The organism is Yersinia sp. 2540 StPb PI, assembly GCF_052217165.1.
GTDB classification, from domain to species: Bacteria; Pseudomonadota; Gammaproteobacteria; order Enterobacterales; family Enterobacteriaceae; genus Yersinia; species Yersinia enterocolitica_E.
This window is the reverse complement of sequence record NZ_JAZGQC010000001.1, coordinates 4,797,723-4,822,184: the sequence shown is the minus strand read 5'-3', so window position 1 is coordinate 4,822,184 and position 24,462 is coordinate 4,797,723. Positions and strand designations below refer to the sequence as shown.

Genomic DNA, 24,462 nt, shown 5'->3' with positions numbered 1-24,462 from the left:
TATCAGTTTTTCACCCCGTTAGATATTGGCTTTGTTTTCTCCCACACCCCGCAATCACTCTCTCGCGACAGGAAGTCACGTGTATTTCTTGTCCGTTTTGGCCTCGGCCGCTTTACAGGGAAAGGACAGGATATGTCAGCTATAGAACCGCAGGAAAACCGGCAGACCGGAATACTGAATACCATCGAGCGTATCGGTAATGCGATGCCAGATATCACTATGTTATTTATTTATGCATTGGGTGTGTGCTGGGCGCTCTCCTTTGCATTGTCATTTATCAATTTCGACTATTACCACCCTCTGACGGGTGATCAGATTAAAGTGACTAATATGTTGGCACCCGTTGAGTTGGTGACCTTTATTACCACTATGGTCAAAAATTTTATCAACTTCCCACCACTGGCTATCACTATTGTGGCAACGTTAGGGATCGGGATTGCTGAGGGCAGTGGCTTTATTCAGGTGATGCTGAAAAAGATGCTTAACGTTACGCCACAACGAATTTTGACACCCGCAGTAATATTTATCGGGGTGGTGAGTCACGTCGCATCTGACTCGGCGTATGTTATTTTGATGCCGGTGTCTGCCATGATGTTCTATGCCAGTGGTCGCCATCCGTTGGCGGGCATCGCCGCCGCTTTCGCAGGTTTGGCCGGCGGATTTTCTGCCAGTTACACGCCATCGATTATCGATCCGATCATGCAGGGCTTCACCCAAGGTGCGGCACATATAATTGACCCGAGTTATAACGTCAATGTGTTGTGTAACTATTTCCTGAGCTTTGGCAGCACCTTTGCGGTGATTTTGGTGTGTTGGTTTATTACCGAGAAAATTGTTGAGCCACGTCTGGTTAAGTCGATGCCATTAAATGACGATCTCAGCGTGCTCCACAACAGTGATGAACTGCAAAAAGTGACACCTCAAGAGAGTAAAGCGTTTAAAAAAGCCGGGTTGACCATGTTGTTGATGCTGATTGGACTGGCGGCTGCGCTTTACCCGGAAAATTCCTTATTGCGCTCGCCCGAGGGCAGCCTGACCCGCCCTGATGCACCGATTATGCAGGCGATAGTACCCTTGTTGTTCTTTATGTTTGCCATTCCCGGGCTGATTTATGGTTTTAGTGCCGGTACCTTCAAAAGCACCAAAGACGTTACCAGTAGCATGGAAAATATTACCCGTTCATTGGTTTCGTTTTTAGTGTTCAGCTTCTTCTGCGCCCAGTTTCTTTATTCATTCAGCCATTCCAATATCGGCACGTTGTTGGCAATCTCTGGGGCGGATTTCCTGCGCACCCTGGCAATGCCAGCCGGTTTCACTATTCTTGGGGTGATTCTGCTGTCTTGCGCCTTAGATATTATTATCACATCGGCTTCATCCAAATGGTCGATTCTGGCACCGGTATTAGTCCCGATGTTGATGGCAGTCGGTATCTCCCCTGAACTGACCCAGGCCAGTTTCCGTGTTAGCTCAACGGTGAATATCTCGACACCGATGTTTGCCTTTTATCCGTTGATCATTATGTATTGCCGTCAGTATTGCTCTAAAACCGGGGTTGGGACGCTTTGTGCCATGATGTTGCCTTATACTCTCGGGCTGACCATTGTATTAACCCTGATGCTATATCTGTTCTGGGGGTTGGGTATCCCGCTAGGATTCCAGAGTGGGTATACCTATCCGGCGGGCAGTTAATCCCCTGTTTACCTGCAATGCTGATGATATGAATTAAGTCTATAAGGAATAAGAAATGACAATGGCACTCTCAGAACAACTGACCCAACGTTTCTTCCGTTATCTGGCGGTGAGCAGCCAGAGTGATGGCGCGTCAATGACGCTACCCAGCACGGTCGGGCAGCATAAGATGGCGCAAATGTTAGCGGAAGAACTGCGCCAGTTAGGATTGGAAGATATCGTCATTGATGCCCATGCGACGGTAACTGCCCGTAAACCCGGCAACCAACCCGCCGCACCACGAATTGGTTTCATTACGCATATTGATACCGTTGATGTTGGTTTATCGCCTGATATCCACCCGCAGCGGTTGCGCTTTACCGGCAGTGATCTCTGCCTGAATCCTGAACAGGGTATCTATCTGCGCACATCAGAGCACCCGGAAATCCTTCGTTACCAAGATGAAGAAATTATTTTTGGCGATGGCACCAGCGTGTTGGGGGCGGATAATAAAGCGGCGGTCACGGTGGTGATGACGCTGTTGGAGAACCTGAGTGCCGATGATTGCCATGGGGATATCGTGGTGGCATTTGTGCCGGATGAGGAGATTGGTTTGCGCGGTGCCAAAGCGTTGGATCTGGCACGGTTTGATGTTGATTTCGCCTACACCATTGATTGTTGCGAACTGGGGGAGGTGGTATTTGAGAACTTTAACGCCGCCTCAGCCGAAATTGATATTGTTGGGGTAACGGCTCATCCTATGTCTGCCAAAAATGTGCTGATCAACCCTATCCGCGTAGCTTATGACATTATCAGTCAGTTCGACCCACAGGAAACACCGGAACATACTGAAGGGCGGGAAGGGTATGTCTGGTTTACTGATATGGTTGCCAACCCCAATCACGCCAAACTGAAGATTGCGATTCGCGATTTTGATAATGCGTTATTCGCGGCACGCAAACAGCGAATTGGTGAGGTGGTTACACAGATTGCAGCGAAGTATCCACGAGCGAAAATCAGCCATTCAGTCACCGACGTTTACAGCAATATCAGCAACTCGATAGGCGAAGATACCCAGGCGATTGATTTGATTTTCTCTGCCATGGCCGCGTTGGATATTGAACCTAAGGTGATCCCAATGCGTGGTGGTACCGATGGTGCAGCGTTATCGACTCAGGGGTTATTGACACCAAACTATTTCACCGGAGCCCATAACTTCCATTCACCGTTTGAATTTTTGCCAATTAGCTCCTTTGTAAAATCGTATGAGTTAACCCGAACTATCTGCTTGTTTGCCGCTAAATAACTTATCAGGGGAGGGGGTATATAGCCCCCCTCCTCAATGTAAACCCCGCTATTACCTTAATCTAATGCCTCTTCCTGCACTTCTAACACATGGTATGCGGTTGAGCAGAACAGTGAATTCAAACGTTTCATATCACCTAATAGCCCCATGTGCAGACTGCTGGTTTCAATACTCTGCACATTTTGTTGATGCAGGCGTTCAACGTGAGAGTGAGAATAGCGGCGGTTTAATAAACGGAAACGATGCTTGGCACGGCGTAGGCGTTTGGCGTTATTGATATCGCGGGATAAAAACACAGACATTCCTAAATCCAGATTGGCTACCAGACGGGTGTGCAGGGTATTTAACTCTTCAAACCCCTCGGCCGAAAATGGCTTACGAGCATTGAGTGACTTGGCTGCCACATCAGCAGTCATGCGGCCAATAATATCGCCGGCTTGTTGCAGATTAACCGCCGTATCAATAATTTCAGCCCAACGACGGGAATCAATCTCACCCAACTCATCCTGCTGGATTTGCGCTAAATAGAGCTTAATGGCGCTATACAGCATGTCGACTTCATCTTCCAACAAACTGACTTCATGCTTTTGCTGTTTATTCCCCTCCAGTACTTCTTTAAACCGCACCAGCATCTGCTCCAGCACATCACCCATTCGCAGGGTTTCCCGCACTGCGTTTGCTAAGGCTAACGAAGGAGTATCGATGGCGGTAATATCAAGATAGCGCGGGGCCGAGGGTTGTAGGGTAGTTTGGTCATCGCTGACTAATCGGCTACAGATACGAGTCATCACTCCAACAAATGGCAGCATCAACAAGCAGCGCAGCAGGTTATAAAATACGTGGAAGTAAATGACCACTTCGGCGGCGGGCAAATTACGGCTAATGAGCCATTGCCCTAACATATTGACCCAAGGGAGGACTAAAATACAGCCGATCACTTTAAACAGTAGGCTGCCCAGCACCACTTGTCGGGAGATGGCATTCTGCCCACGGCTGCTGATCAGTGCCAGCAAACCACTGCCCAGATTAGAGCCAATCACAATACAGAGGGCGATATTTAGCGGAACTAAACCGGTAGCGGCCAGTGTGGCGGTCAGCAATACTGCGGCCAGACTGGAATAACTGATCATGGCGAACAGTGCGCCAATCAATAATGCCAGAATGGTATCACCGGTCAGAGATGAAAAAATGGCTTGCACGGCGGTTGCTTGCGTAATCGGCCCGGCGGCAGTGACAATCAGTTGCAGTGCCAGAATAATCAACCCGAGACCGATGCCTACCCGCCCCATCTGACCAATCCGACTTTTGCGCTGGCCGAGGAAAACAATAACCCCACCCAGGATTAGCAACGGTGAGAGCCAGGAGAGATCAAATGTCAGCACCCGGGCCATCAGCGCCGTCCCAACATCTGCCCCTAACATAATCACTAAGGCCGGCGACAAGGAGATAAGCCCCTGCGATACAAATGAGATAACCAGTAACGCGGTAGCATTACTGCTCTGTACTAGCGCCGTGACACCAATACCGGCGATAAAAGCCGTGGGTTTTTTCTGGATACTGGCGCTCAGAACCCGGCGCAGATCGGCACCGTAAACACGCATGATACCGGTGCGAACAATGTGTGTTCCCCACACCAGCAGGGCGACAGAAGAAAGCAGATGAAGCAGAGTCAGCATAGTTAATCTCAGTTGTGGCAAGACCCATATCGTTGAACTGCCTCAACGACGGTTGAACACACCTGAAAAGGCGGGTGGGCCTGGCTCTGTGTAAGTTAGATCCTATTTAAGTCTGTACAGTTTGAGGTTACGGCCATTTGACGATAAAACGGCCCGTTGATGGATGTTGCAGTGTTTTAACAGGGTTACCTTGTGGTGCAGGGCGACCGATATCTACACGCGGGTGAGTTAGGGGTAGATGTAAGGTTATTCCCCAGATAAAGGGGACTTGCAAGACGATATCGACACTAAACATGCCCCATTATAGCAATTTTTGCTGCCAATGACGTCAGTTATGGCTTTTGGTAACAATACAGTGCGGCCAAGGTGCGGTTTGCCATCTGGTGGCGTGCGCTCTCTTGACCGCTTTTATGCTGTTACCCAGCCACCCGCAGCCAGGCAAATAGCAGCGCCACCATAATCACAACCACAGCCGTGGCAATCACTAAACGTTCAGCAAATAGACGTCGCATCGGTAAACTCCTCAGGCAAAACTGTAACGTTCTGAATGATATTTCGACATAGGAACACCGATTTCATTCAGCGCAGACTCGATAGCATCCATCATGACATTGGGGCCACATATAAAATACTCGTGACTGGCATAGGGAGGGGGCAAGTGCCGTTTGAACACCTCGGCATCAATGAATCCTTTTTCCCCCGTCCAGTCTGGCGCGGGGTTCGACAACACATGCACCACGACCAAATTAAGCCGTGATTTTAATGCTTCTAACTCTTCACGAAAGGTGATCGATTCCCAATCTTTGCTGCCATAAAGTAGCAGGGCTGGCCGTTGGTCACCGCGATCAGCCAGTGTTCGCAACATACTCATCATTGGCGTTATCCCAACACCACCGGCGACCAGAACATGCATGTCTGCCGGATTTCCTAATGTGAATGCCCCATAGGGGCCATCCAAATAGACCCGTTGCCCGATGGGGACTTTAGGTATGTTAGAGGTAAAATCCCCCAGATTGCGGATCGACATTTCCACGCGCCCGTCACTCACCTGTGCGCTGGATGAAAAAGAGAACGGATGGGCGGTAATGTTAAACGGGCTACCCCAAATGGTTAACCAACCGAACTGTCCGGGAGTGAAGCGAAAACCGTCATGGCCATCGGGCATCATCACCAAGGTGGCGGTATCACCCCGTTCCTGCCGTACTGCTACCACGCGATAGGGGCGTCGCAATATAAACAGCGGTTTGACGATCCGCACATACAGTAGCAAACCAAACCAAAAAAGAATCAGGCCAACCCAAAGTGCTCTTTTTAATGGGTCGTCGAGGTAAAACCCCCAGCCGACCATATGCATGACCCCGGCAACAACCGCCACTACGGCCAGAATAATGTGAGATAAATGCCAGATTTCATAGCGTATTTTTAGTTGAACTCGCCACAATGCGGTAATAACCAAAGCAATTAATGCATAGGTTGATAGGGCGGCAAAACGGGCTCGCCACGGCGCGTCGAAGGAGTTTAGTAGTGCCAATAACTCTGGACGAACAACAAATAGGATTAAGGGATGTGCGATAACCAGCCCGACTGCAATCAAAGAGATTCGTCGGTGGAAGTGATAGATAATATCCTCACCCCAAGGTTCGGTGACATAACGGAAACGGGCAGTCAGACCAAATTGTAGCCCCATTATTGCCAATCCGGCATAACCAAGGGCAATCGAAAACTCCGTCCAGAAATCTCGAGCTGGGGGTAATGTACCGGTTAATAATGCCAACAGAGGGGCCAGAATAAAAAAAAGGTATATCCCAACCCAAATGACACTACGCACAGCATAAGTCGACATATTGCTCACACCAGAATTATGAATAACATGTCAATAAGTATACTAAGCGAAACATAAGATAACCATTTATAAACATCACCATAACAATGAAGGAGCTGGGCACCAGACAGATTGAAAAGAGAGTCGTCGCCTGTGATGCTGGTATGGGGTCTAGCGTAATTGGGGCGTCGGTTTTGAAAACAAAGCTGAAGAAGGTCATGATCGATATTAAAGTATCCAACGCTAAAATTGAGGAGATCCCCAGCGATACCGACTTGGTCATAACGCATGTTCAACTGATTGAACGAGCCAAAAAATTACATGGAGATAACGGCATCACCTTTATGTCTATTACTCAGTTTATTGAGGGAAGCCAATATGATGAAATTGTGGAATATATAATAAAATAAGCAATTAGAGGTTATTGGCGGGGATGCAGCGAGTATCCCCTCTTTTTTCATCAGAAGTGACCAACCACTATCCAGACCACAGAGCGATGCCCAGATCTATATTGTCCTTTTAAATTATAAATTCTTATAAATCAAATTATTATAAGCATGATAGTGATGATGTTAATCACCATGTAAACATCAAGTGCCGAACGTAAATAAACCAGAACAAATCCTCTTTAAATATATCTGCCGCTAATTAGTGGCGTGGTTATTTTTAGCAATCATTATATATCTGAACTAACTTTCTGCCGGGTATAGGCAGGAGGTTGGCTCTGGGTATTGCGACTATAACTCTTATTGAATATTTAATTTGAGGTATTATAAGCATGACAACTAATACGACTATTTCTCCTGAAAGTGAGACGGCAGCATTATTTTTACTGGATCAAGCAATGGGCTTTACTTATCAAGCGTCACTGCGGGCAGCGGCTATTTTGGGGGTTGCCGACCATCTTATACAAAGGCCAAAAACGGTACAGGAACTTGCAACAGAATTGGAGGTTGATCCACAGCAACTGCATCGAGTGATGCGATTGCTTGCAACGCGAAATATCTTTAAAGAAGTTGATGGGCAGCGATTTACACTCACGCCAGCGGCTGAGTTTTTGTGTACCGCGACCTCGCATTCGCTTCGTTCTGCGGTACTGATGTTAACCGATGAGACATTTTGGGGCCCGCTGGGGAATATCGTTGAAAGCGTTCGCGGCCACTCTGCTTTTAAACAACTATATGGCGTGTCGTTCTTCGAATACTGGTCGCAACCACAGACTCGCTCTCCTGAATATGATTTTCACACCGGGATGTCCTCGATGTCGGCGGTGGAAAACCTGGCTCTGGTACGTAGCTATCATTTCCCAGACCATGCCACCGTTGTTGATATTGCGGGGGGGTTAGGCGGCTTGCTGCTAAAAGTATTACAGGCTAATACGACACTGCACGGTATTTTGTTCGATCAAACTCCGGTGCTGGAAAGACATCGTCTTGGTGAACTGGGGGATGACTCAAGATGGAGGCTCCAGCCTGGCAGTTTCTTCGAATCATGTCCTCCGGCAGATTTTTACTTATTAAAATATATCACTCATGACTGGCCGGATGAAAAGACAACACTAATACTCCATAATTGTCGTAAGGCCATGCTTCCTAATGGAAAAGTCCTCATTATGGATACCATTATTCCTGAAGGAAATACCCCTCACTTCGGGAAAAATATGGATCTGCTCTTGATGGGGAGCTTTGACGGTGGGAGAGAACGCACCGAAGCTGAGCTGAAAGTGATACTCGCCGGAGCCGATCTGAAACTAAACCGCATCATAAATACCGGTAGTTACGTATCGATAATAGAGGCCGTTGCGCGTTGAATATAGACCTATAAGCCTGACATTCGCCCATTTTTAGCGCTGATAAGAATGGGCGGATGAGCAGCTCTATCTATCTTGGCAAGAGAACTGGTGGCATTGGCGTAGAAAATTCATAATTTCTCCATAATATAATCAGGTCATGATAAACATATTTAATTTTGTAATTATATTAAGTAAATACAATATGTTACGATTTTTTCTTCAGTGTATTAACCCTGCCAAATGTATCTAAGCGATCTATTAATCCTGTCAATTTATCAGAAGCTTGATGACGGAACCTGTTCATCGTATGCATAGATGGGTATCATTCCGACATTAGTAATGCAAATCATTAGCGTTAGCACTCAAGGATATTTACATCCCCACTTTTCAGGAGAGAAAATGCAATTACGTCTAGCTTTATTTTCGTCATTACTGGCCGCAACTGTTGCGATGACAGGGTGTGATGATTCATCTGCCGCGCCAGAAGAATCAGCCAAAATCAGTATTGAGCATGCGCAAGGAACCACTCAGGTTCCACTAAACCCGCAAAAAGTCATCATACTGAACCCATCCGTGCTCGATACTGCCGATGCCCTGAACATTAAGGTGGCAGGTGTCCCGCAAACCAGTACTCATCTACCCGCATTTTTATCCAAATACAGCGGCACTGAATACCTGAATGCTGGCACATTATTCGAACCCGATTACGAGGCATTAAGTCAGGCTAAACCTGACCTGATCATTGCCGGTGGCCGTGCTCATGATGCTTATGACAAACTTAGCGCTATCGCACCGACTATCGCACTTGATGTCGATACCAAGCACTTTACCCAGAGTCTGACTCAGCGTACTGAGCAACTGGCCTCTATCTTTGGTAAAGAAGAAGAAGCGAAGGCACTGCTGGGCAAATTCTCATCTCAGATAAATGAGATAAAGCAAAAATCAGCTAATGCCGGATCAGCCATGGTAGTGATGGTCAGCGGCGGGAAAATGTCAGCTTACACGCCGGGCTCCCGTTTCGGTTTTGTGTTTGATGAGTTAGGTTTCACCCCTGCGGCCACTTTCGAACAAACGGGTAGTCATGGGAATGTAGTGACCTCTGAATTCATTCTCAATGCTAATCCTGAGTGGTTGTTTGTACTGGATAGAGACAATGCCATTGGGCGTACTGAAGGCCAATCGGCACAACAGATTCTTGATAACCCACTGATCCATAAAACCAAAGCATGGCAGAATGATCAGGTTATCTATCTCGACTCCTCCTCGCTCTATATTGCCGGTGGCGTACAGAGTTATACAAAACTGATGGATAAGGTCAGTGCTGTGTTGGATAAATCAGCGCCAGCGCAGTAATTTTCACTGATGAAGAATCTTAGCTTTCTAGTTGGCCTGGTTATTTTACTGGGCCTGATGATCTGTAGCCTGTTTATCGGTGCCGGCCATGTCACTTTTGCTGATGTCTGGTCGGATCCCGATATGCGCGACATCTTTATACTTAGCCGGGTGCCACGGACGCTGGCATTAGTCCTTGCTGGCAGCGCCATGAGTGTTGCTGGCCTCATCATGCAGATGCTGACGCAGAACCGTTTTGTCGAACCTTCTATTGCGGGTACGACCCAGTCCGCCAGCCTTGGTTTATTGTTGGTGATGGTTTTCAGTCCATCGGCTCCGGTGATGGTGAAAATGTTGGTGGCTACGGTATTCGCGATGGGGGGGACGGCCCTTTTTATGATGTTGTTGGCGCGAATGCGGATGAAATCAGCGCTGATGGTGCCGCTGACCGGCATTATGCTGGGGGCTGTATTTAGTGCAGTAACAACCTTCGTGGCGATGGAGTTTGATCTCCTGCAATCGTTGGGCAGTTGGGAGTCTGGTGATTTCTCGGGTGTCTTGCAGGGTCGCTATGAGTTGTTGTGGATAGTGGGAGCCTTAACGCTGATTGCCTGCCTAATCGCCGATCGTTTTACCGTGGCAGGTATGGGGCGGGATTTCTCGGTCAATGTTGGGCTAAATTATCAACGCGTTATGCTGACGGGAATGTCCATTATAGCCATCATCAGCGGCGTGGTTGTGGTCGTGATTGGCGTGCTTCCTTTTCTCGGTTTGATTGTACCCAATATTGTCAGTATGGCGATGGGAGATAACCTGCGCCGAACCATACCTTGGGTGAGTCTTTGTGGTGGTGGTCTGGTCGTGTTATGCGATATTATCGGTCGATTAATTAGCTACCCATTTGAAATCCCTGCCAGCGTTATTCTGGGCGCGATTGGTGCACTGGTTTTCCTATTATTAATTGTTAGGACAAAACGCCATGCAGGTTAATGAGTATTCATCAAAAGGGAATTGGTTTCAGGGCGCAAATCGGGCATTAAGCATACCGGCAAAGCGGTTGTTACTGTTGAGCATTATTGCCGTCGCTGCGATTGTCATCTTCATGACAATTAATCTGGGGAGCAACATCCAGTATATTCTGGTGCATCGCGGTCTTATTCTAGCCACCATGCTGTTGGTGGCCTTTGCTGCGGGAGTTGCCACTGTCTTATTCCAAACAGTAACCAATAACCGTATTTTGACGCCATCAGTGATGGGATTAGAAGCACTGTTTATTCTCATCCAGACCATGTTGGTGTTTTTTGTTGATGCCAATGGTTTCAGAGTGTTAGGTATTACGGGGAAATTTCTCTGTGAGTCGGCACTGCTGTTATTGTTCTCGGTGTTTCTTTACCGTTGGTTACTGACCGGTGTGGGGATCAATCTGCATAAGGTGCTGCTGGTTGGCTTGGTTTGTGGCACGTTGTTCCGCAGTCTATCGAGCCTGATGCAACGTCTTCTTTCGCCGGGGGAGTTTGCCATATTGCAGGGGAGGGTATTTGCCACCTTTACCCGAGCGCCCGCAGAGATTATTGCCGTTTCTACGGGGATAGTTGTGATTGTGGGCCTTATTGTTTGGCGCATGCGCCATTGCCTCGATATTATCGCGCTTGGTCGAAATACCGCAATTAATCTCGGCGTTGCCTATCAGAAAAAGATAACCACTATTTTGCTGCTGGTCTCGCTGTTGGTCGCCATCTCTACAGCACTGGTGGGGCCGCTGACATTTTTAGGTTTGCTTATCGCTAATTTGGCTTATCCAATTGTTGGTTCATTCCGCCATCAATATTTGCTACCCGGTGTTTTTCTGCTGGGAACTATTACATTGGTTGGTGGGCAATTGATTTTGGAGCGCTTACTGAATATGTCTGGGACATTATCGGTGGTTATTGAGTTTGTCGGTGGTGCGCTGTTTATTTATCTTTTAATAAAAAAGGCTCCGGTATGATTGAAATTAATGACATTAATAAAAAATACCAGGATACAGCGGTTCTCAATAATATAAATGAGAGCATTCCTTCTGGTGGTGTTACTTCAATCATTGGACCAAACGGTGCTGGCAAATCTACGTTATTGTCGATTATGAGCCGGTTGCTGGCGCCTGATATTGGTAGTGTGCTGTTTAATGGTTTGGATGTGGCAAAAACCTCTGGCGATAAACTGGCGACTATTTTGTCAGTTTTACGTCAGGAAAATCACTTCACCAGCCGCCTGACTGTAGCAGATTTGGTTGGCTTCGGGCGCTATCCCTATTCAAAAGGGCGGCTCAACGAAAATGACCGTCAGTATATTGATGCTGCGATGGAGTTTCTTAATCTGGTGCCGCTGAAGGATCGCTATCTTGATGAGCTTTCGGGTGGGCAACGGCAACGCGCCTATGTAGCAATGGTGCTTTGTCAGGATACAAAATATATCCTGCTGGATGAGCCATTAAATAATTTAGATATGAAACATTGCGTTGCGATGATGAAACAATTGCGGCGTGCCGCAGATGAATTGCACAAAACCATTATTCTCGTTATCCACGATATCAATTTTGCTTCTGCATATTCTGACCACATTATTGCGATGAAGAATGGTGAGGTTATTTATCGAGGGGCACCCGCAGAGATTATGCAACCCAATATTCTTGAAGAGATTTTCGATATAAAAATCCGTATCGAAAAAGTACAAGATCAGCATATCGCGGTCTATTATCGTTAAGGTGAAAAACGGGCGTAACTGTATATTTACGCCCGTTTTTATCCCGTGATTAGAACAACACAGAGTAGTTCACACCAAAGGTACGGCCACGTCCTTTATAGGTATAGAGATCAGGTGCTCCGTAGGTGGGGCTATACAGAATTGGTGCGCGCTGGCCCCAAACGGTGGTGTACTCTTTATCCAGCAGGTTTTCGATGCTGAAGCTGATTTTACCCACTGGCAAGGTGTAGCTGCTCAGGAAATCAATCGTGTTATAACCATCAAGTTTACGGCCTTTACTGTCTGACACATCGAAGGTCTGCTGGGATTGTACTCGCAGGTTCCAATCACCCGGCGCCCAACCAATATAAGCGGTGGCTTTCGACGGACTGGCGGTATCAACAGTGAGTTTCTGCCACTTGCCGTCAGTTTTGGTCTCAGATTTAATCAGGTTAAATGTTGCTCCGGTGCTCCATTCGCTGTCTTCGAAGAAATAATCCGCCGCGCCTTCAACCCCGTAGATCCGGCGTTTGTCCGGCAACACACTGATGGTCATGTCTGTTTTGTTGATGGCAATAGTTTGGTCAGACAGAGAGTAGTAACCGGCGATTTGAGTACGCAGGTTATCACCCGTATAGCGCCAGCCCAATTCATAAGCATTAACCTTAATACCCTCCAGCTTGGAGTCATTTACGTTGACGCTTTTTTGCAGTTGGTAGTGGCCGTTGACCAACTGATAGGTCCCGGAGCCGTAATATTTCGCCAGATCGGGGATCTCAAACCCTTGAGAGAAGTTGAACCACGTCTGCTGGCTTTGTGCCAGATGCGCCAGCAAACCGGCATTGAACAGGACGTTGTTGTAATCCGTTTTCCCGCCTGGCACTGCATCTGCTGAGGTCGCGCTGCCGTTAGCAATAGCTTGTTGTTGCGCATAGCCGACGAAATCATCAACCTTGTTCTCGGTGTATTGATAACGTACGCCACCACTCAGGGTAAAGATGGGGTTGATGTCATAGCTGGTTTGCAGGAACGGCGCGAGATTGGTGGTGGTGTAACTTGGATAACGGCCAACATTGTAGGCATTTTGTAAGGTCATCCCGCCAGACTGTTGTGCCAGTGCCAGATTGAAGAACTGCTGATTGGCGTTGAAGCTTTCATGCTCCACGTCGACACCATAAGTCAGCGTGAGGCTGTCGATAGGTTTACTGTTTAGCGTCAGTTTACCGCCGTAAAAATCGGTTTTCTGCTGTGATGCACCGATACTGGTTACAGCAGTACCTGCTTTGTTCAGGGTTGGGAACGGATAAAAGGTCAATGATTCATCACGGTAAAACACCTGTGCTACCAAATCCTGACCCCAAAAGTCGGTATTGGAGTATTGCAGGTTGATGAGATGGCGCTCAGTGCCTGGAATACGATCTGAGTTCAAATTGCCGCTGTTAGATGCCTGGCCGGTACCCGTCACTGCCGAGAAGTTTTCCCCCAGATATAATCCGTGTTTGCCATCAGATTCGCTGTTGAAATACTGGGTGGTTAACTGCAATTGCTGATGGTCATCAATGTTGAAGGTACCTGTGCCCATCACATCAAGGCGGCCGGAATATTGCAGGCCGGTCTGGGTATTATCGATCAACACCTCATCGCCTTTACCGTCATACCAGCCGCCATAACGTTGATAGGAAACAGAAAAACGACCGAATGCTTGCTCATTCCCGCCGCTCACCGCAGCCCCGATATTCTCATCGTGATCGTTATGGCTGTTAAAACCGGTTTTGCCGCCAACTTGTAGTTCGACCTGTTTTTCTTCCTGACCTTTTTTGGTCACAATATTGATCAAGCCGCCAGTGCTACCGCCACCGTAAAGCGAAGTGGCACCGGAGATAACTTCTATATGCCCAATATTAAACGGATCTATGGCGTCAAGCTGACGGCTATCGCTGCGTGAAGAGTTCAGGCGCACGCCATCGATCATTACCATCATTGATCGGCCACGCATATTCATGCCGTAGTTGGTCCGGCCCTGACTGCTAACATCCATGCCAGGAATCAATTGCGCCAAAATATCTTTGATTTCCTTGCCAGCTTGAACTTGTTGTTCGAGTTCCTGACCTTCAATCACCCAGGTGGTTTGTGCCATTTCGGCCACGCTGCGGTGTGAGCGGCTGGCAGAAACTACCATTTGATCTTCTGCCCATGCTGCGGGCACGAGCATAGCTAACAGGCACGGATTTAATACCCAGAGGTGTCTGCGTTTCATTGTTATTCTCTTTTTCCCATATTAGAGGTTATGTTAAAAATTAAAGTTGGTTTAACGATTGTTCTAAACCCAAACTCATTGGAGTTGCAGCCAGGCAGCCTGCAAACACATCCCGATGAGCTTACTCAGTCAAGTGATTCGCGCGCGCAGCTAACCCCCCTGCGGTTTCAAGGACGAGGGGATCTGTGCGGGGGATAACGGCCGGCGGCTGGCTGCGCCATTGGATCACCGCCGGAGTGGATGTTAAATCGAACTGTTCACGACCTAAAACCCGGTTGAGAATACGCGCCGATCGCCAAGCCATCAGGCTGAGCTGCGGTTCTGCAATGCCGTGGCTATGCATACCGGCGTTGACTGCAAATAAGCAGTTATCGTGTGGGCCTCGCCAATCGAGGGTGAAGTCGGGAGCCATGCGGTATTGATAATCGGCAGTGGTCATCAGGCGGCTGGCCAGTGGTTTAAGGAATGCCGGACGTTCCTGTTGATAACCGGTCGCGAAGATAGTCACGTCGCTGTCAAAGGTTTCTTTGCCCTGATCGAGATGGTGATGGGTGACTAATTGGTAACCGTTACCTTGCGGATGCATCGCTGTCAGTGAGCGGCTAGGGAGCAGGCGCGCCCAGGGCTTTTCACGTAACACCTCAAACTGATGATACATAGCACGGTAAATAGCCAGTAGCGACTCACTGGTAATGCCGTCAGACGTCATTTTCTGTTCAGCCAGCATATGTTGCTTGGCGTTGTCGTTCAGAGTATAGAAACCGTCAACGTATTCCGGGGTGAAGTACTCATTGGCAAAAGCGGCTTCATCCAGTGCGTTGTAATTATTCCGGCGTGAAATCCAATCTAACTGTTTCGGTTGGCCCCACTCAGCGCGGAAGATGTTGAGGAACAGGTCAGCTCCACTCTGACCACCACCGACGATGGTGACTCGTTTACCGGCCAGATCGGGATTGCGCAGTGCCATTTCACTGGCATGGAAACAGCGATCGTTTTGCTCGCCGACACATTCCGGCAACTTGATACGTTTGCCGATCCCCAGACAAACATGGCGGGCATGGTAGACATTGCGTGTTGTGGTCACGACAAAATGGCGCTGCTGGTCGTCAAAATCCACACTCTGAATATCTTGGCTGAACTCTAGCGAGCTTAACCCATGGGCAGCCCAACTGAGGTAGTCTGCAAACTCTTCCCGTGAAACCGTTCGGTGTTCAGTCGTCAGGAATCGGTAGAATTTCTTCCTTTGGACTAAGTAGTTAAGGAAGCTATAGGGATTGGTTGGCGACACCGCACTGACCAAATCTTTCAAAAAACTGGTCTGCATGTGGCAATCTGGCACCATCATGCCGGGGTGCCAGGTAAAGTGTGATTTACGCTCAAAGAATTTGCTGTTAAAGCCAGAAACTTCGCTGCCGAGGGCGGCAATACTGAGGTTAAATGGGCCTATGCCAATGCCGATGAAATCTAAAGTTTGATTCATTAGGCTAGCTCCTTGGTGACCAAATAAAGAGGGTTATCCAGATCCTGCAAGTAATTTGGCAACATTCGACTGCCACCATCCTGCTCTGAATAGGTGAGTTTCACCGGGTTGAGGACTACACGAATAATTTGTGGTTTAAACAAATCAAATAGGGAAAAACGCTCTGCCATGTCTGGATGCTGTGCCATGTAGCGCTGCAGTACCTGTGCCAGCAGTTGATAGAATTGGTGTTCATTGATGCCACACACATGCATCAGTGGTGAGATAAATCTCAGCACGGTGACGAAATGCCCGGTCTGTAGGTCGTGTATCAGGTAGTCGGCAGATAAGCGTGCGGTGACGGCTTTCACGACACTGGGCAGTGAGGCCGCTTGCGGGAACTCTTTATCAACCAGGCGCATATCGCCCTGGAAGTCTTTCAATAGCACACGTTGCGGTATGTGGTCTTTCATCACCAAAGTGATGTTTTGGCCGTGGGCGATCAGTGCCACACCGTAACAACACATCAGGTGGTACATTGGCACCACGACCACCCGAAACATCTGTTCTAACCAGGCTTTGGCACTCAGCCCCGAACGTGCAATATAGGCGGCAATCAACGGATGCCCCTGATTATCGGTTTCCATCAGGGTTGCCATCAAAATTGCCTGTTCGCCCGGTTGTAAATAGCAGGACGGATTTTCTCGCCAAATCACGCCGAGCATTTCCTGATAGCGATAGGGCGCTTTACTCAAGGTGGCATAGGTCTGGTGCATCATATAACCGGCTGCGGGTTCTCCGAGGATCTCAGCACCGCTTGCCCGTAGCGTAGGGTCTTGTGCAAAGACTTGCTGTAACCAATGCGAAGCCGCAGGACCTGCGCTGATATATTTACCGGGGATGCCGCGATAACAAGAGGTGTTGTAGATGGTCAGTGGCAATTTGATATCAAATGGCACGCGGCGACTGACATTCGTTAAGGTACGTAATGATTGTTGCGCCAGATAGTGGTCACCAAACTCACCCAGTTCGATCAATTCACCTTCGGCTAATTGTGGCAGGAAGTGCAGGGCGATTTTTTGCTGCCACTGCCATGGGTGTAAGGGCACCGGTACCCAGTCGTCATTCAACGCGAGCTGCTGCCAGTGGCGCTCAAATCGCTGGCGTTCCGTGCTATCCATCGCACTGTCGAGCAGCCTGTCCAACGGGAATTGTGCATCCGCGCACCAGACAAAACTGCCACGTTTGGCGGCGACCCAATGCAGGCGGAACTGCCCTTGATATTCTGGCGCGTAGTGATGCAGGGCGGTTAGACCCCAGCCACGGCGGCCTTTGTTGAAGATAAATTTCGGGTGGCCGGCCAGCAGACATTGTAGTGCATCAGCATCAAGGGCAATCAGATGTTCGGCACTCATGCCCTGACGGGCAGAGAGTAACTGCATGTCTGCGCGCAGCGTGGCATAGAGGTCTTCCAGGTGTTCAGCAACCTGTGCATCGTCCATCTGCAACACTTGAGCCAGTTGGCGTAGCATATGGTCAGCGGTCAGCGGCACTCCTTCGCAGTGCAATGAGGCGGGGTCAATATGCAGCCAGCCCCAGATACCCCGTTCGGCACTAAAGCGATAAACCGCACCCGGCAAGGTGATACTCCATGCCTGGCCTGCTGGCGCGGCACACAGGGTGCGTTCATATTCCAGTTCAGCCAGGATCTTGGCGATCATCTGACGGTTAACGCGCTGCCAGTTGGCGTAATTGTCAGTGGTCATACCGTACCCTCTTGGAAGAAATCTGCGCGCTGATTCACTATCAGTCGTGAGCGTTTATGCGGGAAATCAAACTCTTTCAAGGTGTGGTAGCCGGCGGCAGGCAGGTGGCGGAACAGGCGCTGGTTATCGGCGCGTGGCTCAGCTACTACCCGGGCTGTGCGCGGTTCATCCAGATACAGATAGTGTGTCAGGCCACGTAACCAACTGCGGATGTATTGCGCTCCTCGCCAGCGCTCTTCACCTACCAGCATGTGTAGTCCACGATCAAAAGGCTGCCAACGGTAATGGCGACCAATCCGGTCTTCTGCTGCCCAATAAACTTCGAAATAACCAAAAGGTTGATCGTCAAAGCAACCCAAGAGCGGATAGCAATAATGCGAATCCAACTGACGTTGCAGATACGCGGCCTGAACCTCAAGCGGGCCACTCATTTCCCAAAAAGCATCTACGCGCGGCGAGTTCATCCAGCGAGTAAACTGCTCTGTGTCGCGATCAATTTCCGGTAAGCGGAAGCTCAGGGTATGTTTAATGTGCGGATCGAAACGGCGATAAACTTCGCCGTTAGGGCGCGCAGCACGTTGTGGGAACCAGATATCTCGCTCGGCGTCATACTGCATCTGATCAGTCGCCCGATGGCGTTTTGCTCCCAGCCACAGTGGTAGTTGATAAAATAGATCCCGTGCCAGATAGTCGCCATAGCTCAAGGCAAACACGGCTTGTGCTTGCGGCTCTTCCCGCCACTCGGCATAGGGCAACGCAATACCGGTTAATTGTGGTGCGGCAACGAACAACTGATCCAATGCCGGTACCAGCCAGCCTGGTGGCAATGGTCCGGGTGAGTGCAACACCGCGCTGCCGTCCAACCCTAAGCTGAGGGTCAGATTTTTTCCCAACTGTTCACAGCGAAAACTGCCTGCGGAGTGCATCAACTTAGCTTGTGGCATCATTGGGCAACTCCCAGGCGATCTTGGTAAGGGAAACGAAATGGGTTTGCGAAATCAAAGTAGATAACTGCCGGATCAACGATGGTATTTTCATTGTGGTCATGCAGATAACAGAAGAAATTACCCTTGCAGTTCCAATGCGTGCTATCGAGTACGTAATCCAAACAAAGGGTATTTTTAGCCGTAGCCCGCAGGCTATGGAGTGCGTCGCGGACCCGCATCATCAGATTCTCTTCGCTGTCAAAACCGGCAGCCGCTAATGCGGCGGTCACAGCCAGACTGGAGTTGACTAGCAAGTAATAGGGGAAATAGCGCAGTAGTTGTTGTTCAGTGAAGCGGTTTTCCGCTTCGGCTTCGCCAATTTCTTCCAGCCACGGTGTGGCATCTTGGGTAAAGCCGCTGCCCTGACAGTCGCGATACAACATACCGATCGGCAAGTCTTGCTGCATTTCTACCAGAATGTTTTGCTGATGGGCTAATAGCACCAAACCGTAATCAGCTTCGGTGCTGAACAGTGGTAATAAGACCTGTTGGCAATAGGCATCCAGCCAGCAGTGGGTGGCTTGGCGTAGCGGAAGATTTAGACGCGCCGCCAAACGGCGTACTGCGGCAACCAGCAAACTGTCGCCTCCATCTGGTGCGGCCTGAGTCAAGGTGACCAGTACATTGGTTTGAGCATCTGGCTGGCTGAACAACAGGTTGTCGCGTAGCACCATCAGGCTCTCCTCTTGCACCGTGCCATCAGCGGAACATAAACCGGCCCAACCGTCCTCCTGCATAACCCGGAAGGTTGGATAGCGTGCTTGTAATGTTTGCCAGCGCAGGGTTTGAGCCAGGCGGGCCAAGCGAATTCCACGTTTAGCTTCTTTTACCGATAGCGTACGTACCGAATTGGTCAGGCGGACACTGAGGGAAAACTTGATCATGTCGCGATTTGATGGGCTATACAGCGAACGGGAGGAACTGGTCGGCAGCCAGCGTTCACCTGCTTCACCCAAGTCTTGCAGTGCATTCAGTTGTACCAACTGCTGGCACCACTCCTGGGACAACAGGTGATCAGCCTGCCAGGGGTGCATCGGCAGCAGCCAAATATCATCAGTAAAGTGTGCCAGTAGCTGTGGTGCACTCTCGCTGGCAAAACGTTGCAGACGTTGTTGCAGTGTCAGGGTGAGACTCTCACCGCACAAAAAGCGTTTATCCACGGCAAACCAGCGTAGTGGAAAACGAGCGGCAAAGTCTGGCAGATAGCGATGTGCCTCTTTTTCATTGAAGGGTTCATGGGATTTTGGCGCCGGGTGGAAGGCATGACCGACCAATAAGCCTTGCTCAGCCTGAGCAAAATTGAGTGGTTTATCGCGCAGTGACGGCCAATCCAGACGAATATTAATTGCCTGTTGGGTGTTGTCATGACTTTCCAGAACCCGCTGGCGGAAACGTGTAACCACCTCATCTGACAGGTCACCTTTTACTGCAGGTTTATCCAACAACAAGGTCACCAACTGTTCCATGCCAAGTGCCGTACCCGCGCCATCGTCCTGCTGATATAGATAGGCTGGGAACAGATAGTGATGATGTTGTGTTGGGGATATATGGCGTAAAGCAATACGAATAGCTTGTGACGATGAAAGAGGGATATGGAGCTGTGGATAGGGTTGATTGTTTGCTGTCGGAAGGATTTGCCAGTCCCGGGTTTCACGCATCAATGCGTTGAGGAAACATTGCGCAGCCACATCGGTTGTCGCGGTTTCTAACTGGATAGTCATTATTCCATGCCACTCTTGATTCAATTGAGAATCATTCTTATATCAATAATATTTATCATTATCAATTAACTTATGATACAGTTTTTCTATTAAATATGCATAAATCCCCTATGTTATTAACGGTTAATTCACTTTTAATGCGAATTTCATCACAGGCTGAAACACGTTCAAGCGGGCATATACCTTCTTCTAATTGGCCGTTAGCCTTTTGTGCCGGCTTACTGGGGATTGGGCAGAACGGTTTATTGGTCATGTTACCGGTATTGGTTAGCAGAACACATCTGTCACTGTCGGTGTGGGCCGGTTTACTTACCCTCGGGTCCATGCTGTTTTTGGTCGGATCACCGTGGTGGGGACGGCAATCGGAGGTTCGTGGGTGTAAATTTGTGGTCATCATGGCGCTGGCTGGCTACTTGCTAAGTTTTGTGTTGTTGACGCTGGCGGTATGGGGCTTAGCGGCGGGATGGTTACCGGAGATGGTCGGGCTGGGGGGGCTGATTGTGGCACGTATTATCTATGGCCTGACAGTCTCTGGCATGGTGCCCGCCTGCCAGACCTGGGCCTTGCAGCGCGCAGTGTATGAGCAGCGCATGGCTGCATTAGCTACCATCAGTTCAGGCTTGAGTTGTGGTCGTCTTCTTGGCCCACTTTGTGCCGCCCTTGCCCTCTCAATACACCCAATGGCACCGCTGTGGTTGATGGCAATAGCACCATTGATCGCACTGTTGGTGGTCTGTTGCCAATATAATGATCCGCCATTGCCGCCGGTTGCACATCAACAAAATAATTTACGTTTCAGCATGCTGCCCTATTTACTCTGTGCACTGCTGCTGGCGGCAGTCGTCAGCCTGATGCAGCTTGGTCTGGCACCGCATTTAAACCAATTATTCCGGCATTCAGCCACCATGGTGAGCCACCATGTGGCAATTTTGCTTAGCGTGGCCGCGGGTTGTACCTTGTTGGCCCAGTTTTTGGTGGTACGCCCCCAACGTTTCAGCCCCTCTCAGCTTCTGCTGGTGGCAGCGTTATTCATGGTAGGTGGTTTAGGATTGATGTGTACCCAGCCATTGGTATTATTCTATGCGGGGTGTGCGCTAGCTTCTTTCGGTGCGGCGATGGCAACGCCGGGTTACCAATTGATGCTGAACGATAAATTATCCACGGGCAAAGGTTCCGGGGTGATAGCGACCAGCCATACATTGGGTTATGGCATGAGTGCGTTGATGGTGCCGCTAGTAGCAAAATTTTACGGTGAGTCGCAGTTGATTGCTGCGGCTCTGATGATGGCCGTTCTGTTGGGCGGCTTAAGTGGCTGGCTGTGGTGCCAGCATCGGGTCACAGCACATTCTGCGGGAGAGTAACTGTCATGTCCGGCGCATCAAGCTACCGAGTTTTCGATATCAAATTGAAAGTAAAAGAAAATATATCACCGTCACTGTTGCGTTGCGTATTTGAAGGGCCAGAAGTCAATCGTATGAAACTTGAAGCGCCAGATCAGCGCATTAAACTGCTATTGCCCGCAGACAACGGTCTGATTACTCAGGTATCAAAAGGCGACGATTGGTATCGTAATTACCTGACTATCCCGAAAGAGCAGCGACCGATAATGCGCACCTATACACTGCGTGCATTGCGTGCTGAGCAGAACGAGATTGACGTGGAATTTGTTTTGCACGGCGTGACCGGCCCTGCATCGGCTTGGGCAACACATGCCAAACCAGGCGATGCCATTCAGGTTGTTGCGCCGAATGCCGAGTATCAATCTGACAGTGGCGGTTATGAGTGGATCCCGCCAGCGCAGATGATGCAGGCGTTACTGATTGCCGACGAAACAGCATTACCGGCAGCGGTGGCTATTTTGGAACAGCTGGCATTACAAGCTAACCCTCCACATGTTCAAGCTTTTTTTGAGGTACCGCTGGTGGGTGATTGCATCAATCTTGAGCGATTTCCGTTTGCGCAGGTTTACTGGTTGCCACGTGATACGCCGCATCACCCCGCCCATGGCAGCTTGTTAGTTGACGCGGTACGTCAATGGGTACAAATTCCGGCTGCGGCGCAAGTCGCGGCACAATCATTAGCAGAGAATAGTCTGGGTGGTGATGTATTATGGGAGCGAGCCGAAGGTGCCAGTAGTTTCTATGCCTGGGTGGCGGCTGAATCCTCAACAGTGAAAGCTTTGCGCCGCTATCTGATTGGTGAACGCTGTCTGGACCGTACTTGCGTGAACTTTATGGCGTACTGGTGTTAATCAATTTGCTCTATCAAATTCCCCTGCAAAATTAGCCCCCTCTGGGCCAGTCATTCAACCCCTGTCATAAAAATGGCGGGGCAGTGACAATTTCAAATATCTTTCTTTCCCTCTCCCCTCGCAAACACCGATGTCACGAACTGCGTAATGTATTAATAATCTATATAAATACTGACATTATGCTAATGTCAGTATTAAACCGATATCAATCATCAGTTCCAGAGTCAACAAGATTATTCAGGGGAGTTTTTTAGTGGGCGACCCTTAAAAAATAAACCATGATGCAAATTTATTTTAAGAGCTTTGTATCAAAATAGGTGTGTTATTTATGAATAAATATGATGATATTAAGCAGTTCAAAGATAAAATAGACATGCACGATATTGATTATAAAGAAATTTCTGAAAAAGAAGTTCAAGCGGATGCTTTTTCATGGCCGCTTATTAAACAGTTAGCTTCACAAGACAATGATTCATTTTTAGAAAATGGCCGAACTACGCAGCCGACACCTCAGCTTGTTTCAGCCACTGAGTTCGCCGAGCCTGATGTGTTAAACGTGATGAGTGAACCTCGCGCTATAAATAGTGATCCTCTGCTAAATACCGAGGTAACAAACCGGCCAGCCGCAATGCGATCACTGTTTCCTGCGCCACCGGTTGCCCATACTCTAGCTCCGCAGCCAGTCAATTTAAACGAACCTGCTATACCGCAAGTGGTTTCTAAACCTATACTTACGACACAATTTTCATCCTCACCAACTGGCCCGTTGGAATCAGGTAAAAAAACTGAATTTAAAAACATTTTTTCACAAAAAGAACCACCCAAAGAGCTGGTTGTTTTTGCCGAGTCATCGCGGGATATTCCTTTACAAACGTTGTTAGAGAGCATCGCCTTATGCCGTTAGTTTGTGTATGTTCACCGAAAGGTGGTGTCGGTAAAACTACTTTTGCAGCCAATTTGGCGCACTCACTGGCACGTAGTGGTAGCAAGGTTTTACTTATTGATTTCGATGTACAAAATGCTCTGCGCTTGCACTTTGGTGTCCCTTTGTCGGATGAACGTGGTTATGTTTCTGAGTCAGGTAATGCATCTGACTGGAGCCAATTTATCCTTAAAGCGGGAACGAATACCTTTGTCTTGCCTTATGGCGAGGTGGATGAAGCGCAACGTCTGGCTTTCGAGCATGAATTAACGGCTGATCCGCATTTTTTACAACGGGGGCTACATTCAGTTCTTAATTATCCTGGATTAGTGGTTATCGCTGATTTTCCGCCGGGACCAAGCCCGGCGTTAAAAGCAATGCAAGGGATTGCGGATATGCATTTGGTGGTGATGTTGGCAGACACTGCATCTTTATCTTTATTACCTCAAATAGAGAAAGGCAAACTTATCGGCGCCCCTTTAGATAATAAAATGGGAACCTATTTTGTTGTTAATCAAAGTGATAATCGTCGTCAACTCAGCCATGATGTCTCACAATTCTTTGAGCAACGTCTGGGCGATAAATTGTTAGGAATGATTCATCGGGATGAATGTGTGCCAGAAGCGAATGCTTCTCAACGTTCAATTATTGATTTCAGCCCCGTGTCAGCTGCCGCATTTGATATTGAGCTTATTAGTAAAAAAGTTGCAGCTATTTTGGGAATAAAGATCGGTGGGGGGGAAGTTTACTCTACGCCTAAACATGACTTCTATTAAATACTGG

Annotated in this window: 20 protein-coding genes; 12 read left to right on the top strand and 8 right to left on the bottom strand. The window is 48.7% G+C overall.

Annotated elements, in window-relative coordinates:
* The first annotated feature begins 132 nt into the window (after positions 1–132).
* Positions 133–1,689, top strand: a complete 1,557-nt coding sequence (locus tag V1956_RS22570) for an AbgT family transporter (protein ID WP_420072245.1) — start codon at positions 133–135, stop codon at positions 1,687–1,689.
* Positions 1,690–1,744: 55 nt separating this feature from the next.
* Positions 1,745–2,974: a peptidase T gene (gene pepT, locus V1956_RS22565; RefSeq protein WP_372560551.1), complete on the top strand. Its 1,230-nt coding sequence runs from the start codon at positions 1,745–1,747 to the stop codon at positions 2,972–2,974.
* Between the two features lie 56 nt (positions 2,975–3,030).
* On the opposite strand, the gene V1956_RS22560 is transcribed toward pepT, so the two are convergent.
* The 3 genes from V1956_RS22560 to V1956_RS22550 all read right to left on the bottom strand — a co-directional run bounded on the left by V1956_RS22560 (position 3,031) and on the right by V1956_RS22550 (position 6,493).
* The gene (locus V1956_RS22560; protein WP_083162515.1) at positions 3,031–4,650 is read right to left on the bottom strand and encodes a Na/Pi cotransporter family protein; all 1,620 of its coding nucleotides are present in this window, start codon (positions 4,648–4,650) and stop codon (positions 3,031–3,033) included.
* A gap of 127 nt (positions 4,651–4,777) precedes the next feature.
* Positions 4,778–4,945 (bottom strand): hypothetical protein, encoded by a 168-nt coding sequence (locus V1956_RS22555; protein ID WP_372560552.1) that lies wholly within the window; start codon positions 4,943–4,945, stop codon positions 4,778–4,780.
* Between the two features lie 228 nt (positions 4,946–5,173).
* On the bottom strand, positions 5,174–6,493 hold the full coding sequence (locus tag V1956_RS22550) for a ferredoxin reductase family protein (RefSeq protein ID WP_083162517.1): 1,320 nt from the start codon (positions 6,491–6,493) through the stop codon (positions 5,174–5,176).
* A gap of 86 nt (positions 6,494–6,579) precedes the next feature.
* On the opposite strand from V1956_RS22550, the gene V1956_RS22545 reads away from it, so the two are divergent.
* From V1956_RS22545 to V1956_RS22520, 6 genes are all read left to right on the top strand, one after another.
* On the top strand, positions 6,580–6,882 hold the full coding sequence (locus V1956_RS22545) for a hypothetical protein (RefSeq protein WP_442825724.1): 303 nt from the start codon (positions 6,580–6,582) through the stop codon (positions 6,880–6,882).
* Positions 6,883–7,250: 368 nt separating this feature from the next.
* Positions 7,251–8,282: a methyltransferase gene (locus V1956_RS22540; RefSeq protein WP_442825723.1), complete on the top strand. Its 1,032-nt coding sequence runs from the start codon at positions 7,251–7,253 to the stop codon at positions 8,280–8,282.
* A gap of 381 nt (positions 8,283–8,663) precedes the next feature.
* Complete coding sequence (locus tag V1956_RS22535; RefSeq protein WP_083162521.1) at positions 8,664–9,617, top strand: siderophore ABC transporter substrate-binding protein; 954 nt, start codon at positions 8,664–8,666, stop codon at positions 9,615–9,617.
* Between the two features lie 9 nt (positions 9,618–9,626).
* Complete coding sequence (locus V1956_RS22530) at positions 9,627–10,586, top strand: ABC transporter permease (protein ID WP_083162523.1); 960 nt, start codon at positions 9,627–9,629, stop codon at positions 10,584–10,586.
* A complete protein-coding gene (locus V1956_RS22525) occupies positions 10,576–11,583 on the top strand; it encodes an iron chelate uptake ABC transporter family permease subunit (protein WP_372560556.1) in 1,008 nt (335 codons plus the stop codon). The genes V1956_RS22530 and V1956_RS22525 overlap by 11 nt, the downstream gene beginning before the upstream one ends.
* A complete protein-coding gene (locus V1956_RS22520; RefSeq protein ID WP_372560557.1) occupies positions 11,580–12,338 on the top strand; it encodes an iron ABC transporter ATP-binding protein in 759 nt (252 codons plus the stop codon). Before V1956_RS22525 ends, V1956_RS22520 begins: the two co-directional genes overlap by 4 nt.
* Positions 12,339–12,387: 49 nt before the next feature.
* Here V1956_RS22520 and V1956_RS22515 read toward each other — a convergent pair whose 3' ends face one another.
* From V1956_RS22515 to V1956_RS22495, 5 genes are all read right to left on the bottom strand, one after another.
* A complete protein-coding gene (locus V1956_RS22515; RefSeq protein ID WP_372560558.1) occupies positions 12,388–14,574 on the bottom strand; it encodes a TonB-dependent siderophore receptor in 2,187 nt (728 codons plus the stop codon).
* Between the two features lie 121 nt (positions 14,575–14,695).
* The gene (locus V1956_RS22510) at positions 14,696–16,054 is read right to left on the bottom strand and encodes a lysine N(6)-hydroxylase/L-ornithine N(5)-oxygenase family protein (RefSeq protein ID WP_372560559.1); all 1,359 of its coding nucleotides are present in this window, start codon (positions 16,052–16,054) and stop codon (positions 14,696–14,698) included.
* A complete protein-coding gene (gene iucC / locus V1956_RS22505; protein WP_442825722.1) occupies positions 16,054–17,799 on the bottom strand; it encodes an aerobactin synthase IucC in 1,746 nt (581 codons plus the stop codon). The genes V1956_RS22510 and iucC overlap by 1 nt, the downstream gene beginning before the upstream one ends.
* Positions 17,796–18,746: a GNAT family N-acetyltransferase gene (locus V1956_RS22500; protein ID WP_372560561.1), complete on the bottom strand. Its 951-nt coding sequence runs from the start codon at positions 18,744–18,746 to the stop codon at positions 17,796–17,798. The genes iucC and V1956_RS22500 overlap by 4 nt, the downstream gene beginning before the upstream one ends.
* On the bottom strand, positions 18,743–20,506 hold the full coding sequence (locus V1956_RS22495; RefSeq protein ID WP_442825721.1) for an IucA/IucC family protein: 1,764 nt from the start codon (positions 20,504–20,506) through the stop codon (positions 18,743–18,745). Before V1956_RS22495 ends, V1956_RS22500 begins: the two co-directional genes overlap by 4 nt.
* A 137-nt stretch (positions 20,507–20,643) precedes the next feature.
* On the opposite strand from V1956_RS22495, the gene V1956_RS22490 reads away from it, so the two are divergent.
* The 4 genes from V1956_RS22490 (at position 20,644) to bcsQ (ending at position 24,455) form a co-directional block, all read left to right on the top strand.
* Complete coding sequence (locus tag V1956_RS22490; RefSeq protein WP_420075096.1) at positions 20,644–21,867, top strand: MFS transporter; 1,224 nt, start codon at positions 20,644–20,646, stop codon at positions 21,865–21,867.
* Between the two features lie 5 nt (positions 21,868–21,872).
* Positions 21,873–22,757 carry a siderophore-interacting protein gene (locus V1956_RS22485; protein WP_420075095.1) on the top strand — a complete coding sequence of 295 codons (885 nt, stop codon included), beginning with the start codon at positions 21,873–21,875 and terminating at the stop codon, positions 22,755–22,757.
* A gap of 328 nt (positions 22,758–23,085) precedes the next feature.
* A complete protein-coding gene (bcsO, locus tag V1956_RS22480; RefSeq protein ID WP_442825720.1) occupies positions 23,086–23,661 on the top strand; it encodes a cellulose biosynthesis protein BcsO in 576 nt (191 codons plus the stop codon).
* Complete coding sequence (bcsQ, locus tag V1956_RS22475) at positions 23,652–24,455, top strand: cellulose biosynthesis protein BcsQ (protein WP_372560566.1); 804 nt, start codon at positions 23,652–23,654, stop codon at positions 24,453–24,455. Before bcsO ends, bcsQ begins: the two co-directional genes overlap by 10 nt.
* The last annotated feature ends 7 nt before the right edge of the window (positions 24,456–24,462 follow it).